This window comes from Mesorhizobium sp. WSM4983, assembly GCF_029625765.1.
Lineage (GTDB): Bacteria > Pseudomonadota > Alphaproteobacteria > Rhizobiales > Rhizobiaceae > Mesorhizobium.
Genome location: NZ_JARTVM010000001.1, coordinates 171,040 through 185,629, shown reverse-complemented (window position 1 = coordinate 185,629; position 14,590 = coordinate 171,040). Strand labels below are relative to the sequence as shown.

The following is a 14,590-nucleotide window of genomic DNA, read 5'->3' as shown; positions in this document are numbered from 1 at the left end:
GATCTTTGCGCATTTTCGCATGCGCCGACTCTGAAACAAGCGCAATAGCGTCCTTCCGGCCCACTGTCGATTGCTTTGTGGCCCGATTTTGGTAGTGAGGGCGCTGCCTTATGTTGCCTGGAGAACTCGACGCCATGACCCCTGGAATCCGTCCGCTCGTTGCCGGCAACTGGAAAATGAACGGCACCAGGGCCTCGCTCAACGAGTTGAGGATGATCGGCAACGGCTTCATGAGCGGCCTCGATGCGGAGACGGAAGCCCTGGTCTGCGTTCCGGCCACCTTGCTTCACCAGGCCGCAGAGATCCTTTCGCGGACACCGGTTCGCGCCGGCGGCGAGGATTGCCACCCCAAGGAGAGCGGCGCCTATACGGGTGAGATTTCGGCCGAGATGCTGAAGGATGCCGGCGCAAGCCATGTCATCATCGGCCACTCCGAGCGGCGCGAGCAATGCGGCGACGATGATGCGATCGTCAACGCCAAGGCTTCGGCCGCCTGGCGGGCAGGGCTGGTGGCCCTCATCTGCATCGGCGAGACGCGCGCCGAGCGTGAATCCGGCGCGACGCTCGATGTCCTGTCGCGCCAGCTCGACGGTTCGGTGCCGGCGAGCGCCACCGCCGCCAACACCATCATCGCCTACGAGCCGGTCTGGGCCATCGGCACCGGCCTGACGCCGACCGCGGCCGACGTCGCCGAGGCGCATGCCCATATCCGTGGCAAGCTGACGGCGCTGCTCGGCGATGCCGCGGCCAGAATGCGCATTCTCTATGGCGGTTCGGTCAAGCCGTCCAATGCTGTGGAGCTGCTCGGCGTCGAGAATGTCGATGGCGCGCTGGTCGGCGGCGCAAGCCTGAAGGCGGCCGACTTCCTCGCCATTGCCGAAGCCTATATGCACATGTCATAGCCGCAGACGGCGGCAGGGGCGCGGCCCAAATCGTTGCAATGGCCGCATTGCTCCCCATATTCCCGGCCACGGGCTTGGAAATGCCGCCAAAGCATTGTAAGGAGCCGCCTCCAAATCACCGGTCGTATGCGCGGCCGCGCAAGGCCTCGCCAGGATAAATTATGGAAACGGTACTGATCGTCGTTCATCTTATGGTCGTGCTCGCCCTTGTCGGCGTGGTGCTGCTGCAGCGCTCCGAAGGCGGCGGTCTCGGCATTGGTGGCGGTTCCGGTTTCATGACGGCGCGGGGCGCAGCCAACGCGCTTACCCGCGCGACTGCGATCCTGGCCGCGGCTTTCTTCGTGACCTCGCTCGCGCTCTCCATCCTTGCCCGCTACGGCGAGAAGCCGATCGACATCCTCGACAGGGCACCGGCTTCGACCTCGGGCAATGCCGGCAAGGGCGTGCTCAACCAATTGCCGGGCGCCACCGGTCCGGTGGGCAGCTCGCCGCCGGCGGCGCCGGCTGGCGGCACCGCGCCGGCCGCCCCGTCGGGCGGAACGACAACCACGACGCCGCTGTCGAATGGCGGCACCACCACGGCCCCGGCCACTGCTCCCGCAACACCGGCGCCCGCGAATCCGACCACGCCGCCGGCCGCGAACGGCGTTACCTTGCCGGTCACCCCGCAGGTTCCGAACCAGTAGCCGGACAAGCATTGCTGCCGCGATCTGTTGTTCTTTGAACACAGTCGCGGCAAATGCCGCTCGATCACGAAGATTCAACCAAATGTAACGCGTCGCTCAGCTTGAGGGCGCGCTGGCTAATCGATTATAGATTGCGCGCGGCACTTTTCGGCGTCCTTGGGGGGCGCCGGGCGACGCCGTTGGGCAACTAGCATAGAAAATCGGATCTTCGCCATGCAGCTTCGCAGCTTCATCCTTTTGGGATTCTGTGCCGTATTCGGCATGGGCTCCGCGGCCTTTGCCTCACCGGCAAATCTGGCCGCTTCGCCGTCGGTAGAGAAGACCGACGCAATTCCCGTCGCCGCCAAGAGCGACGCATCGCAGCTGAGGCTTCTCAAGAAGAAGAAAAACCCGACTCCGGACGACCTCGCGCAGATCGAAAAGCTCGAGGCCAAGATCGCTGCCGACAAGGAAGCGGCCAAGCAAAAGGCGCTCGAAGCCCGCAAGCTGGCGATGCGTGAGGCGGCCAAGGCCAAGGCGGATGCGGCGCGTCAGGAATGGCTCTCCAAAAAGGGTTCGGCCGCGCCGGCCGAAGTGGCTGATGCGAAGCCCGGGAAGAAGACCGTCAAGATCATCGAACCGCTCACGCCCGTGGCGCCGATCGCCTCGCTCCAGGCCGAGGAGCCAATGCCGGCCGAGGCGATGAACATCACGGCCACCGGCAACAACGGTGAGTTGCGAAGCGAACAACCCGGCCAGAAGCGGGCGAGCAGCGGCGGCCTGTTCGCCGGCCTGTTCGGCGGTTCCTCGGTGACCTCGATCAACTACCTGCCGGAGACCCGCGCGCTTGATTCGGCGCTCGCCAAGAAGGATGCCAAGAGGCCGTTCAAGGTGAAGCCGGAGTTCGTGCCGCAGGACGTCGCCTTCACCGGCTATGAGCCCGGGACGATCGTCATCGACACGACTGCTCGCCGTCTCTACCTCGTCGAATCGTTTTCCACCGCGCGCCGCTACGCCATCGCAGTCGGCCGTGAAGGCCTGCAGTTCAAGGGGACGGTGGCCGTCGGCGACAAGCAGGAATGGCCACGCTGGATCCCGACGCTCGACATGCAGAAGCGCGAGCCGAAGCACTATGGCCAGTACAAGGACGGCATGCCCGGTGGCGGCGAAAACCCGCTCGGCGCGCGCGCCATCTACCTCTATGACGGCAAGAAGGACACGCATCTGCGCATCCACGGCACCATTGCACCGCAGTCGATAGGAACCAGCGCTTCCAACGGCTGCTTCCGCATGATCAACGAGCACGTCATGGATCTCTACAGCCGCGTTAAGATCGGCACCAAGGTCGTTATTATCTAACGCGTTGAAGCAAACTGCCGAAAGGGCCGGCACCACCGGCCCTTTTTCTTTGATCAAAGCGCGTCGCGTTGAAAGACGCTGGTGCCGCGCTTTCGAGTTTCTGTTCTGATGCCTGCCGTTCTCCCAAAACCACTGCACAGTTTTGGGCGGCATGCTTCAGAGAAATGCCCGTCCGGACACAGCGCCATCTGGGAAAAAGCCTTCGCGGCGGTTTTTTCTCTGGCGGAATCAATCAGGCCGCGTTAAGCGATGACTCCCATGGCGCGATATGTATTCATCACAGGCGGCGTGGTTTCCTCACTCGGAAAAGGCATCGCTGCAGCAGCTCTTGGGGCTCTTCTGCAGGCGCGTGGCTATCGCGCGCGGATCAAGAAGCTCGATCCATACCTCAATGTCGACCCCGGAACGATGTCGCCGTATCAGCATGGCGAAGTGTTCGTGACCGACGACGGCGCCGAGACCGATCTCGATCTCGGCCATTATGAGCGTTTTACCGGCCGCTCGGCCAACCAGCAGGACAACATCACCACCGGCCGCATCTACAAGAACATCATCGAGCGCGAGCGGCGCGGCGACTATCTCGGCGCGACCGTGCAGGTGATCCCGCACGTCACCGACGAGATCAAGCATTTCGTCCTTGAAGGCAATGACGATTACGACTTTGTGCTGTGCGAGATCGGCGGCACTGTCGGCGACATCGAGGCGATGCCGTTCCTGGAGGCGATTCGCCAGCTCGGCAACGACCTGCCGCGCAACAACGCGGTCTATGTGCATCTCACCCTGATGCCGTACATCCCTACCGCCGGCGAATTGAAGACCAAGCCGACGCAGCATTCTGTCAAGGAATTGCGCGGCATCGGCATCGCGCCCGACATCCTTCTGGTGCGCGCCGACCGGCCGATCCCCAAGGAAGAGCGCCGCAAGCTCTCGCTGTTCTGCAATGTGCGCGAGAGCGCCGTCATCCAGGCGCTCGACGTGCCGCACATCTACGACGTGCCGATGGCGTATCACAAGGAAGGGCTGGATTCCGAAGTGCTCGCCGCATTCGGCATCGATCCGGCGCCGAAGCCGCGGATGGAGCCCTGGCAGGCGCTCTCCAGCCGCATCCACAATCCGGAAGGCGAGGTGACGATTGCCGTCGTCGGCAAATACACCGGCCTCAAGGACGCCTACAAATCGCTGATCGAGGCGCTGTCGCATGGCGGGCTTGCCAACCGCGTCAAGGTCAAGCTCGACTGGATCGAGAGCGAGATCTTCGAAAAGGAAGACCCGACGCCGTGGTTGGAGAAGGTGCACGGCATTCTCGTTCCCGGCGGTTTCGGCGAGCGCGGCTCCGAGGGCAAGATCCTGGCCGCGAAGTTCGCGCGCGAGCGCAAGGTGCCTTACTTCGGCATCTGCTTCGGCATGCAGATGGCCTGCATCGAGGCTGCGCGGTCGCTCGCCGGCGTCGAGCATGCCTCTTCCACCGAATTCGGCCCGACCGAGGAGCCGGTGGTCGGCCTGATGACGGAATGGCTGAAGGGCAACATGCTGGAGAAGCGCAGGGCTACCGGCGATCTCGGCGGCACCATGCGCCTCGGCGCTTATCAAGCCGACCTCGCCAAGGGGTCGAAGATCGCCGAGATCTACGGCGACACGCAGATCTCCGAGCGCCACCGGCACCGCTACGAGGTGAACATCGACTACAAGCAGCGGCTTGAGGATTGTGGCCTGGTCTTTGCCGGCATGTCGCCAGACGGGGTGCTGCCGGAGACGGTGGAATATCCCGACCATCCCTGGTTCATCGGCGTGCAGTACCACCCTGAACTGAAGAGCCGCCCGCTCGAGCCGCACCCGCTGTTCGCAAGCTTCATCGAAGCGGCGGTGGAGCAGTCGCGGCTGGTCTGAACGATCGGCCGGCGACCATGCGAACTTACGTCGCGCTGCTCTACAGCATCATCCTGGGCGAGGGGCGGCGCGTTGTCATGTCCGAGCTCAAGGCGATGGCCGAAGCCATCGGGCTGAAAAACGTCCGCACGCTGGTCGCCACGGGTAATCTGGTCTTCGAGGCGCGGACGGCCAGCGTTTCGGGTCTCGAACGGCGGCTGGAAAAGGCCTTCGAAGAGACTTTCGGCCGCCATGTCGATATCATCGTGCGCGGCGCAGAAGACTGGCTGAAGCTTGCTGCCGCCAATCCGTTCCCGGACGAATCGGCAAAAACCGGCGATCAGGTCGCGGTGCGGGTGATGCGCCGGCCGGCGCCGGAAGAAGCCGCAGCGGCTCTTACAGCCTATGCCGCCGCGGACGAGAAGGTGCTGTCGGTCGACGGCGATATTTGGGTCGTCTTTTCGCGCGAGCGGCCAAGCTCGCGGCTGCTCGCCGCAGCAAACCACAAGCGCATGGGGATCGGCACATCGCGCAACTGGAACACGGTGCGCAGACTGTCCGAGATGGTCGCCAAATAGGTTGAAATAAGGGTGGCTTTCGCCGCCCCGACTACTCAAGTCTCAACCCTCCGCGCCGGAGCAGGGCGAATCCGATTCCTCGATCGTTCACCGAAATCTGAGGCAGGCGACCGTTCCGATGAAAGGCCGCTGAGAAACACCTTCACGCAATCTGGAGATGATTCTCGTTTCGAGAACCTGGCAAAACGGGGGATTTGATAAGATTTGCTGAAGTCTACATGTCATGGGGCACTCGTGAGTTTGTGAGCAAATCTCAGCCAGGCTTACAAGCGCCTAGCACGACACGGGCGTGGATTACACTGAGGCAGAACTGGGCTCGGCCGGGGTAGGGGTGGCAGCTTCTTTCGGACAACACCTCAATGCAAGGGCGATAGTCGCAATACCGTTCCAAGACAGCCAAGAGCTGGCCGATACCGGCACGCGATTCCTGTTCCAACTCATCGGTTCATATTAGAGCGATGCCGGGAAAGCCCGACACAGAGTTCCGCCGTGCTTCAAACGAGGAGACGGAGCGGCTCACAACGGGTGAGCCGCTGCAAAATTGTCGAGCCGTCTCGGCTCTCATCGGGCATTCAGTGGGGGTTGGGCGGCGTATACGGCTGGCCAAGAGCCTCTGAAACCGCAACAAATACACGCGTTGCAGGCGAAGAGCAGACCGTGTCGCGTGGATCGTCGGTCAGCGTCGGCTCCGCCTTGCAATCGCCGGAAGCAATGTCGCTGTTGGTCTGGACCACGGCGGCTATGTCCGCACCTGCCTTGTAAAACAAGGTCGTGTTGTAGCCTGGCAGTTCGCCCGTATGGCCCACCCAGCCGCCGATGCAACCGACGCCGATCCCGTAGCCGGCCGCGCCCGGGAAGGTCAGCCGCTCCTTCTGCGCAGCTGCCCCCAGCAAGCCGTTCCCGGTGACCAGTGCCCGAGCATAAACCAGCAAATCGTCGATATTGGAAATCAGTTCCCCTGCAGTCCATCCCCAGGATGGGTTCCAGTTCGTCGCGTTGCTTGGTGCATCCGGCTTGGCAAAATCCCCCTGCAGGGTAAAGCCCTGAGCATAGGGCACCGGCATATCCACCGAGTCACCCGGCCAGGACGTGTTCTTGAGCTTCAGCGGATCAAAGATCTGCTCCTTGAAAACCTCGCCGACGGTCTTTCCAGTAACCTGCTCCATGACCATGCCGAGCAGGATAGTGTTGGTGTTCGAATAGTTGAACGAGGCTCCGGGCTCGAAGAGAGGCGATTCAGCCACGCCGATGGCCACCAGCTCCTTGGGCGTGAAGATCGTTTGAGGCTTGGAGAACAAGACATCTTGGAATTTTGCACTTTGGGTATAGCTCGCAATGCCGCTGGTCATATCGGCGAGCTGGCGGAGCGTGATCCGATCGCCATTGGGGATGCCGGGTACGTATTTCTGGATCTTGTCGTCAAGCGACAGCTTCCCAGCTTCGGCCAGCTGCATGATCGCTGTGCCGGTGAATGTCTTGGTAACTGAACCGATGCGCGTGTGCATCCCCACAGCCATGGGTGTGCCGGCGGAAGGGTCGGCCTTGCCATACGCCGCCTTCCATATTCCGGAAGGTGTCACCACGCCGACGATGACACCCGGTGCCGCCGTCTTGGGCAGCGCGGATCGAACCGCAGCGTCAAGCTTCGCGCTGAGCTTCGAGGGCAGCGGCGTTGCCTTGGCCGGAACGGACCCATCGGCAATCACTTTTTCGATGTTCGCAACGCATCGCGCGCTATCGGCTGCGAATGCATATTGGGAGGAAAAAGCAAACAGGGCGACGGAACCGATGCAGCGGACGATCAGACGAAACCCATTCTCTTCCATTGCCATTCTCCACATTTAGAAAAAGGTCGAACGAACATCATGGTGAGCAGTCAAGGATCGAAAAGTCGAGCGCAGGGCGTTTTGGAGCTCTTGGGGAGTGCACACCGCCGGCGTTGATTTGCGAGCGCAAGTTCGTATAAACGAACATTTTCAACCCGGACGGGAACTCGCCTCTCCAACCTGCGCCCCTCCGCGTAAGCTCCGTTCCGAGGCAAAGATACGATAAGATAAGGTCCGGAGCCAAGGTTTGTCGCTGGGCGTGGAGCGCTTTGGCAGAACTCGCCTGGCCGGCGTTAGTGCCAGCAAAATGGTGCTCCGCGGCTTGGAGAATGGCGATGTTCGACTTCGAAAATATTGGTCCGAAGCGAAAAGCGGGAATCTTCCGAAAGTATCGGAGACTTCCACCGTTCCGGTGACACGAAGGCACGTGCTCGCAAGCTCAACCCTGCCGTTTCTCGTCGCCTTTGCCGGTGTTCGGCGGGCAGCGGGCGGATCGCAGGATCCGGTGTTTCAACTGACCAAAAGCTAAGTTCCTGATCGCAGGGTCGCGCTCCTTCAATGCGTGCTCGAGGACAAAGGGTTTTACTCTTCCGATGTTGATGGACTGTTTGGCCCGCACTGGGGACTACGAGGTCGGTCTATATGACAACGCGGATTTGGCAAGGTTGGCTATCGCGTCTTACTCCCACGAATTCGGTTCCTGATATCCTTTCACGGACGACCAGCTTCTGGCGGGCTTTGCTGTTACGGACAGCTATATAGACTCAACAGGCAAGGACGTGGTCGCTGTCTCTCCTGAAGAAATGGATCCTACCATTACATCATTGAGCCCGAGGTCAAACTGCCCTGACGCAACTTTTTCGAGCGCAAAGACGCCCGCATTGGCTGGCCCGAAATGGTAGGCAAGTGAGACGAAGCAAATGGGGCGGCTTTCGCCGCCCCGACTGTGTTAAGCCTTGGCCATGCGTGCGCCGGCGCCGAGCGCCATTGTGCGCAGCACATAGTAGACGGCGCCCGCGATCGCGACCCCGAAGAACCAGCCATAGACGCCCCACCAGGACGGCAGCCAGTTGGTGAAGTTGGGCAGGATCGAGGAGAAGATCGCGCCGATGCCGGCGGCGATGAAGGCGTTGACGTGCCAGCCGCCCTGGAAGCGAAACTCGCCATCTTCGCGGTAGAGCGCGTTGACGTCGACCTCGCCCTTACGGATCAGATAATAGTCGACCATCATCACGCCGAAGATCGGCCCCATCGTCGCGCCGATGATGTTGACGAAGGAGGCAGCGCTGCCTTCCCACGGCGCAAACGGATAGAGCACCAGCGCGATCAGCGCCGCGATATAGCCGCCCTTCTTGAAGTCGATCTGACGCGGGAAGACGTTGGAGAAGTCGAAGGCCGGCGAGACGAAGTTCGCCACGACGTTGATGCCCAGGGTCGCCACCGCGAAGGTCAGCGCGGCAAGCGCCGCCAGGAACCAGCTGTCGAATTTGGCCGAGATCTGGTCGGGGTGGAGCAGCACCTCGTGATAGACGTCGTAGGCGGCGATCGTGGTGACGCCGGCGACCAGCGAGAACAGGATCAGGTTGACCGGCAGGCCCCAGATGTTGCCCTTGCGCAGCGCCGCGTTGTTGGGCGCGTAGCGGGCGAAGTCGCAGAAGTTGAGGTAGAGCGCCGAAAAGTAGGTTACCCAGATTGCCGCCACCGCGAACAGCGCGGTCCACGAACCCGGCTCGCCTGGCACGCCGGCATCCTTGGTCTTGTCGAGCAGCACGTCCATCGGAATATCGCTGGTGAAGGCGAAGGTGCCCGACTTGACGCAGAGATAGATCGCCAGGATCAGCATCATCACCCAAACGGCGGGTCCGGCCCAGTCCTGGAAGCGCCGCACCGTTTCCATACCCTTCTGGATGATCAAAAGCTGCAGCGCCCATATGACGACGAAGCAGATCACCTCCAGGGTGGAATGGCCGAGCAGATGCGAGGTCCGGTTGAATTCGTCGAACCACTGCAGCCGCGTCAGCAGCGCGACGATTGCGCCCGACGCGGCGGCCGTCTGGGCGCCATACCAGAAGCAGGCGACGACGGCGCGCACCAGCGCCGGAATGTTGGCACCCCAGATGCCGAAGGAGGCGCGCGCAAGCACGGGGTAGGGAACGCCAGTCTTCACGCCGGCATAGCCGACAAGGTTCATCAGGAAGTAGATGATCAGCGAGCCGATGCCGATGGCGATGATGAAGTTGACGAAGCCGCCGCAGAACAGAAAAAGGCTCGCGGCGAGATAATAGCCCCAGAGGCTGTGGACGTCGGAAGTCCAGACGTTGAAGATTGAAAACGGCCCCCAGTTCCTGACTGTTGCCGGAGCCAGATCCTCGTTGTAGAGGTCCGGCGAAGCGCCTTGTATAGTCATTGCAACTGTCCCCTTTTGCAAAACGCGGCGTCCCCGCGTTAACTGGTGAGGGTAAGCCTGACGCTGGGGAACCTACAAGCAATCCATTTGCCGGCTTTGGCCTTAAAGTCATTCAATGAGAATCGCGCTTCTCGTCGCGCCAAAACAGGAATCGCCTTTACTTGAGTCGGCTTGCCAATCGCGCCCTGTCCGGTTCCGAACTTTTTCGACCAGCAACCAAAATTGTGTGGAACCAAACCCCTGGACATGCGTTTATGCGGGTTCGGCCGCTTTGCGGTCGACCGGGAGGATAGTGATGGATCGCTTGCATTTCTTTACCCCAGTGCGGATCGCGCGTGGGCAGGGATACCCCTTGGAGGAAGTCGACAGCGTCTCCGAAGCGATGGTGTTCCTGCGGAAGTGGCCAACGGGGAGGCGCGGCCCCGTTTATCAATGCGCCGTGAATTGCTGCTCGGCAGCTATGGCTGGCAAGATGTCGGCTGAGGAGGCGAGAAAGGCTTTTGTCGGCTTTGCCCGCATCACTCGGATTCTCGACGACGAGATGGCGCTGCCTCTGGGTGGCGTTTCGATGGACAATGTCTACGCTCTAAGGCGCTAGCACGTTCGAATCCTTCGGCAGCATGAGACGTCGGCCGGAGGCCGACGTCTCGGTGGTGTTGTGTGCTTACTGGCACGAGTTGCTTCGTTTCAATTCTCCCTGAAAGAGCGTGTGAGGGAGGCTTCCACCGGGGCCAGCGGCTGGTCGTGTCACACGCCGGGCTGTTCCATCGCCTGCCGGCGGCGCTCTACCGGCAGATTGTCCACCGGATGCCATGCCGGCTGGAATATCGTGCAGCGGAACTAAAAATCCCACCGCCCCTTTAGGTATGCAGCGTTGGACCGAGAGGCGTGTTGGCGAGGGATGCCGGCACGACGCGGATGCCATCCGGGCGGTTGGAGGCGGATTTGGCAGTTGATGTGGCGCGTGCGAAGAGCGGCATTCGCCTCACGGTGATCGCGGTGGCGGCAGTGCCGCTGCTGTTTTTGTTGAGCGGTCTTGTCATCCGCTACGCCGCATTCGCATCGGTGTCGCCGGATCCGAGCCTAGCGGCCTATGCCCGCGCCTTCTGCAAATGGGATTGCTCCTGGTATGTCGGCATTTCCGAACAGGGCTATGAGCGTTTTCCCATTCCTGGCCGCAGCAATGTCGGGCGCTGGGGGTTCTTTCCGCTTTATCCGATGCTGGTGGCGGCGGTCCGCACGATTCTGCCCTTCTCCACGATCGCGATTGCGACGGCGGCATCGCTGGCGTGCGGCTATGTCTCGTGCCTGGTGGCATGGCCGCTCATGGACAGGAACATGCGGGCCTATGTGCTTTATTGCGCCTTCCTGCTGAGCGGCCCGTTCTCGTTCTATTTTGCCACCTTCCTCACCGAGCCGCTCTTCGTGCTTTTGACGTCCTGCCTCTTCCTGGCGCTCAAACGCTCGAACCATCTCGCCGCGGGGTTGTCTTGCGCGCTGCTCTCGGCAACGCGGGTCGTCGGCGTGCTGGCCGTGTTCGCGATCGTCATTCGCATGTTTGAGGAGCATCGCGCCAAGGGCGGGTCGGCCATCGGCTTCCCACGCTGGCTGCTCGGCCGGCCGGATCTCATCATCGCCATACTCATCTCGCCCGCCGGCCTGTTCGCCTACATGCTCTACCTTTACGTCACGGTCGGGGACGGCTTTGCCTTCGTGCATGTCCAGCGCGCGTTCGGGCGCGTGGCCGGCAACCCGCTGCTGTTCCTCTGGGCGGGGCTGTCCTATCACCCCGGGGCCGATTGGTGGCCCAGTGCGCCGCAATGGAGCGCGTCGACGGCAATCGTGGGACTGGCGCTGGCGGCGGTGCTCGCGGCGCGCAGGCAAATTGGCGCGGCCCTGTTCTGCGCCATGGCCATCATCCTGCCTTTGACCTCGAATCTGGCTTCGATGGTCCGCTATGTCGTCGGCCTCGCGCCGCTGACGATGCTGACGGCGGTGCTGTTGTCGGGCTCGAAGGCGACATTGGTCGCTGCGCTGATTGTCTTCCTCTTCACCTGCTACTTCATGACCGTGGCCTGGCTTGGAGGCTATCTTGCGCTGGTCTGAGCTGACGGAATCGACCAGGCCGGTAATCCTGGGTGCCGGCTACGCGCTGGCGGGCGCACTTGCGGCAGCCGAGATCGCCATCCTGGCGCTTGCCCTCAGCCCGAATGTCAGCGACGATTACCGCGCCTATTACATCGACAAGACCACCACATGCCTCAACCGGGACGCCGTGGGGCGCTACACGCCAGGCCGGACCGTATCGTTCCGCTCCGACGGCGCCCGGGAAGCAACCACCATGATGGTCTGCGGCTGGTCGGGGCCAGTAGCGGACGGCACCCATTCGCTGGGCGAGAGCTCTCGCCTGCGCCTTACCCTGCCGCCGCTCCGCGACGGGCTTCGGGCAACGCTGGAAATGGCCGCCGTTATTCGCCCGCCGCAGACCTGGCAGAGGATCGTCGTGTCGGCCAATGGGACCGAGGTGTATCGGGGGACGCTGTCGGGCGATGTGGCGACAACTGTGTCCTTCGTCATTCCGCACGCCGTGCTGGCTGGCAAGGCGACACTGGACATGGCCATCGAGTATCCCGACGGCATTCCGCAAAGCGCCGATGCGAGCAACATCTACAACCGCGCCATCAAGCTGAGATCTTTTCGGTTGGACACGCTTTGATCCTCAGGACGGCCCGTCATCGCGCAGGCGGCGCTCTGCAAAGACCCAGCGATCGAGCACAAGAAGGTTAAGCACTGGGATGGCCAAGGAAGTGAGGAGAACGGGAACGGCAAGCGGCAGGCCGAATGTCACCGTCAGCAGGTACGGTGCCGCGTAAGCCATAGCGAGGCCAGCAATGGTCAGCAACACGAAACGCGGCGCCTGCGACCGGTGCGAGCCGGCCGACATGAAGGTGAAGGATTTGTGCGCCAGATAGGAAAACAGGGCGGCGGCCGCGTAAGCGGCGAGCGAGGCTTCGACGGGCGCGAGCCCGAGCCAGTTCGATCGGGCAAAGATTGTAGTCAGGACGGCATAGAGGATTGTGGCGACAAGGCCGACCGAAGCGAAGCGCCCTAGGAGCTTCGTGCCGGCGACGCGACGATTCTCAGGCGCGGGCGACACAGGCATACTGCGCTCCGAGCGGCAGCCAAGCGAGCGCGCCTTCCAGCTTCCGGGCAAGCGGCTTGGCCGACGGCAGGAGCAGAAAATGCTCGCAGTGCACGTCGCGGAAGCCCGCCTGCTCAAGCAGCGATGCCGCCTTGCCAGCGCGAAGCAGGACGGCGTCCTTGTCGAACGGACATCTCAACACCGCCATACGGGTCAGCGGGTTGTAGGGATTGTGCTCGATGATGCAGCCAAGTCCGCCTCGCCGAACGACGCGCCGCATCTCGCGGAAGAAATCCAGCCACGACTGAGGCGGCACGTGGTGGACGACGCAACTGGCGAAGGCCAGGTCGAACATGCCATCCGCGTAAGGCAGGCGTGAGGTGTTGCACACGCTGTACGCGACGTGCGGGTTCTCAGCGCTGGCACGCGCGAGTGATTCCTTCGACACGTCGCAGCCGTCGAGTCGATCGAAGACATCGGCGAGATGCGGATGAAGCGAGCCCACGCCGCAACCGACATCGAGCGCGCGCACGCCTGCGCCGCCCCGCCGGAGGTCCTGCTCGAGGACCAGTCGTCGCAGAAGCTCGGCCTTGGCACGCAGGAAGAAATCATGGCGCAGCCCGGAGAACCGGATCGAGCCCTCGACTGCCTCACTGTAGCTGGACCTATAGCTGTCGAAGAGTTCGGACATCCGCCGTGACCCCGTTCCTGGACTTGCGAAACGAAGCGCGCTTGTCGCGGGAGGCGACGCGCATCGGCCGGTCGAAGCCACTCAGCCTTTCGATAACGTAGAGCGGGCGCCGTTTGACCTCGGCATGGATGCTGCCGACGTAAAGGCCCATCACGCCGGTCATGAAAAGATTGATGCCGATTAGCAGCGACACGATCACCACCGTCGATGTCCAGCCGGCAATCACGCCGGTTTCGAGGATCCAGGCCGCGATGGCGTATGCGCCGAACGCCAGGGCGAGAGCGGAGATGGCCAACCCGGTCAACAGCACCAGTTGCAGAGGCCGCTCCGAAAAGCCGATGATGCCATGGATGGCAAGCCGCATCATCTTCCAGAACGGGTATTTGGTTTCACCAAGCGTCCGCGCCGGGCGCTCGAACGGCACCGCCGCCTGCTTGAAACCCATCCAGCCGAACATGCCCCTGACGAAGCGGTCGTGCTCCGGCATGCGCTTGAACGTGTCCAGCGCCTTCCGGCCGACGAGGCGGAAGTCTCCGACATCGCGCGGGATCTCGACCGGTGTCATCCTCTCCAGCAGCCGATAGAACAGGCTGGCGGTGACGCGCTTGAACCAGGTTTCGCCCTTGCGGCTGACGCGCCTTGCGTAGACGATCTCGAAGCCGTCCTTCCACTTCGCCACCAGGTCGAGAACGACCTCGGGGGGATCCTGCAGGTCAGCGTCCATGACGATGACGGCCTCGCCGGAGGCCGCTTCCATGCCGGCGCTGATGGCGATCTGGTGGCCGAAGTTGCGGGAGAGCTCGATCAGGCGGAAGCTCGGTTCGGCGGCGACCATGCCGCGCAAATAGCTCACGCTTCGATCGCTGCTTCCGTCGTCGACGAAGATGACTTCGGTGTCTCCGTCCAGTTTTGCGGTCAGTGCGCTGATCCGCTCGACCAGCCGGGGCAACACCTCCTCCTCATTGTATATCGGCAGCACCAAAGAGTAGCGTAGGGACGGTGCCCGCGTCCGGATCCGCTGGACAGATTCTTGCATGGGATTGCAATGGAACACCGGCCAGAAAGTTCCATAAGCAGGCGCTAATTGCGGAAGAAATGGCGCTGTTCCTCGCCAAAAAAGGCGCGCAACGTTCGGTTGAAATCTAAACCGGGTA

The 14,590-nt window shown here is 62.2% G+C and carries 14 protein-coding genes; 9 read left to right on the top strand and 5 right to left on the bottom strand.

Going from position 1 to position 14,590, the window contains the following annotated elements:
• Positions 1 to 134: 134 nt before the first annotated feature.
• From tpiA to P9254_RS00995, 5 genes are all read left to right on the top strand, one after another.
• Positions 135 to 902 carry a triose-phosphate isomerase gene (gene tpiA, locus P9254_RS01015; RefSeq protein WP_278054179.1) on the top strand — a complete coding sequence of 256 codons (768 nt, stop codon included), beginning with the start codon at positions 135 to 137 and terminating at the stop codon, positions 900 to 902.
• A gap of 161 nt (positions 903 to 1,063) precedes the next feature.
• Entirely contained in the window at positions 1,064 to 1,588 is a 525-nt protein-coding gene (secG, locus tag P9254_RS01010) for a preprotein translocase subunit SecG (RefSeq protein ID WP_095800752.1), read from the top strand.
• Between the two features lie 213 nt (positions 1,589 to 1,801).
• Positions 1,802 to 2,926 (top strand): L,D-transpeptidase, encoded by a 1,125-nt coding sequence (locus P9254_RS01005; RefSeq protein ID WP_278054181.1) that lies wholly within the window; start codon positions 1,802 to 1,804, stop codon positions 2,924 to 2,926.
• Between the two features lie 249 nt (positions 2,927 to 3,175).
• Positions 3,176 to 4,813, top strand: a complete 1,638-nt coding sequence (locus tag P9254_RS01000) for a CTP synthase (protein ID WP_082953678.1) — start codon at positions 3,176 to 3,178, stop codon at positions 4,811 to 4,813.
• Between the two features lie 17 nt (positions 4,814 to 4,830).
• Positions 4,831 to 5,370, top strand: coding sequence for a DUF1697 domain-containing protein (locus P9254_RS00995; protein ID WP_278054182.1), 540 nt, complete (start codon positions 4,831 to 4,833; stop codon positions 5,368 to 5,370).
• A 572-nt stretch (positions 5,371 to 5,942) separates the two neighbouring features.
• On the opposite strand, the gene P9254_RS00990 is transcribed toward P9254_RS00995, so the two are convergent.
• Complete coding sequence (locus P9254_RS00990) at positions 5,943 to 7,196, bottom strand: serine hydrolase domain-containing protein (protein ID WP_278054183.1); 1,254 nt, start codon at positions 7,194 to 7,196, stop codon at positions 5,943 to 5,945.
• A gap of 247 nt (positions 7,197 to 7,443) precedes the next feature.
• Here P9254_RS00990 and P9254_RS00985 point away from each other — a divergent pair, with 247 nt between their 5' ends.
• The gene (locus P9254_RS00985; RefSeq protein WP_127217328.1) at positions 7,444 to 7,725 is read left to right on the top strand and encodes a hypothetical protein; all 282 of its coding nucleotides are present in this window, start codon (positions 7,444 to 7,446) and stop codon (positions 7,723 to 7,725) included.
• A 420-nt stretch (positions 7,726 to 8,145) separates the two neighbouring features.
• Here P9254_RS00985 and P9254_RS00980 read toward each other — a convergent pair whose 3' ends face one another.
• Positions 8,146 to 9,603 (bottom strand): NCS1 family nucleobase:cation symporter-1, encoded by a 1,458-nt coding sequence (locus tag P9254_RS00980; protein WP_067319942.1) that lies wholly within the window; start codon positions 9,601 to 9,603, stop codon positions 8,146 to 8,148.
• 295 nt (positions 9,604 to 9,898) lie between these two features.
• Here P9254_RS00980 and P9254_RS00975 point away from each other — a divergent pair, with 295 nt between their 5' ends.
• The 3 genes from P9254_RS00975 to P9254_RS00965 all read left to right on the top strand — a co-directional run bounded on the left by P9254_RS00975 (position 9,899) and on the right by P9254_RS00965 (position 12,319).
• Complete coding sequence (locus P9254_RS00975) at positions 9,899 to 10,201, top strand: DUF982 domain-containing protein (protein WP_067319945.1); 303 nt, start codon at positions 9,899 to 9,901, stop codon at positions 10,199 to 10,201.
• Between the two features lie 347 nt (positions 10,202 to 10,548).
• Positions 10,549 to 11,709 (top strand): hypothetical protein, encoded by a 1,161-nt coding sequence (locus P9254_RS00970; protein ID WP_278054185.1) that lies wholly within the window; start codon positions 10,549 to 10,551, stop codon positions 11,707 to 11,709.
• Positions 11,696 to 12,319 carry a hypothetical protein gene (locus P9254_RS00965; protein ID WP_245322431.1) on the top strand — a complete coding sequence of 208 codons (624 nt, stop codon included), beginning with the start codon at positions 11,696 to 11,698 and terminating at the stop codon, positions 12,317 to 12,319. Before P9254_RS00970 ends, P9254_RS00965 begins: the two co-directional genes overlap by 14 nt.
• Before the next feature lie 3 nt (positions 12,320 to 12,322).
• Here the strand turns inward: P9254_RS00965 and P9254_RS00960 are convergent, their stop codons facing one another.
• From P9254_RS00960 to P9254_RS00950, 3 genes are read right to left on the bottom strand one after another with little or no spacing between them, the layout of a single operon-like run.
• On the bottom strand, positions 12,323 to 12,766 hold the full coding sequence (locus tag P9254_RS00960; protein WP_278054186.1) for a GtrA family protein: 444 nt from the start codon (positions 12,764 to 12,766) through the stop codon (positions 12,323 to 12,325).
• Entirely contained in the window at positions 12,744 to 13,436 is a 693-nt protein-coding gene (locus tag P9254_RS00955) for a class I SAM-dependent methyltransferase (protein ID WP_127216966.1), read from the bottom strand. The genes P9254_RS00960 and P9254_RS00955 overlap by 23 nt, the downstream gene beginning before the upstream one ends.
• Positions 13,411 to 14,472 (bottom strand): glycosyltransferase family 2 protein, encoded by a 1,062-nt coding sequence (locus P9254_RS00950; RefSeq protein WP_095800741.1) that lies wholly within the window; start codon positions 14,470 to 14,472, stop codon positions 13,411 to 13,413. The genes P9254_RS00955 and P9254_RS00950 overlap by 26 nt, the downstream gene beginning before the upstream one ends.
• Positions 14,473 to 14,590 lie beyond the last annotated feature (118 nt).

Bases quoted from the DNA above. Each gene is read 5' to 3' on its own strand.
- P9254_RS00980 (WP_067319942.1), bottom strand. From the start codon at position 9,603: ATGACTATACAAGGCGCTTCGCCGGACCTCTACAACGAGGATCTGGCT.
- P9254_RS01005 (WP_278054181.1), top strand. From the start codon at position 1,802: ATGCAGCTTCGCAGCTTCATCCTTTTGGGATTCTGTGCCGTATTCGGC.
- P9254_RS00990 (WP_278054183.1), bottom strand. From the start codon at position 7,196: ATGGAAGAGAATGGGTTTCGTCTGATCGTCCGCTGCATCGGTTCCGTC.
- P9254_RS00960 (WP_278054186.1), bottom strand. From the start codon at position 12,766: ATGCCTGTGTCGCCCGCGCCTGAGAATCGTCGCGTCGCCGGCACGAAG.
- P9254_RS01000 (WP_082953678.1), top strand. From the start codon at position 3,176: ATGACTCCCATGGCGCGATATGTATTCATCACAGGCGGCGTGGTTTCC.
- secG (WP_095800752.1), top strand. From the start codon at position 1,064: ATGGAAACGGTACTGATCGTCGTTCATCTTATGGTCGTGCTCGCCCTT.
- tpiA (WP_278054179.1), top strand. From the start codon at position 135: ATGACCCCTGGAATCCGTCCGCTCGTTGCCGGCAACTGGAAAATGAAC.
- P9254_RS00950 (WP_095800741.1), bottom strand. From the start codon at position 14,472: ATGCAAGAATCTGTCCAGCGGATCCGGACGCGGGCACCGTCCCTACGC.
- P9254_RS00955 (WP_127216966.1), bottom strand. From the start codon at position 13,436: ATGTCCGAACTCTTCGACAGCTATAGGTCCAGCTACAGTGAGGCAGTC.
- P9254_RS00975 (WP_067319945.1), top strand. From the start codon at position 9,899: ATGGATCGCTTGCATTTCTTTACCCCAGTGCGGATCGCGCGTGGGCAG.
- P9254_RS00995 (WP_278054182.1), top strand. From the start codon at position 4,831: ATGCGAACTTACGTCGCGCTGCTCTACAGCATCATCCTGGGCGAGGGG.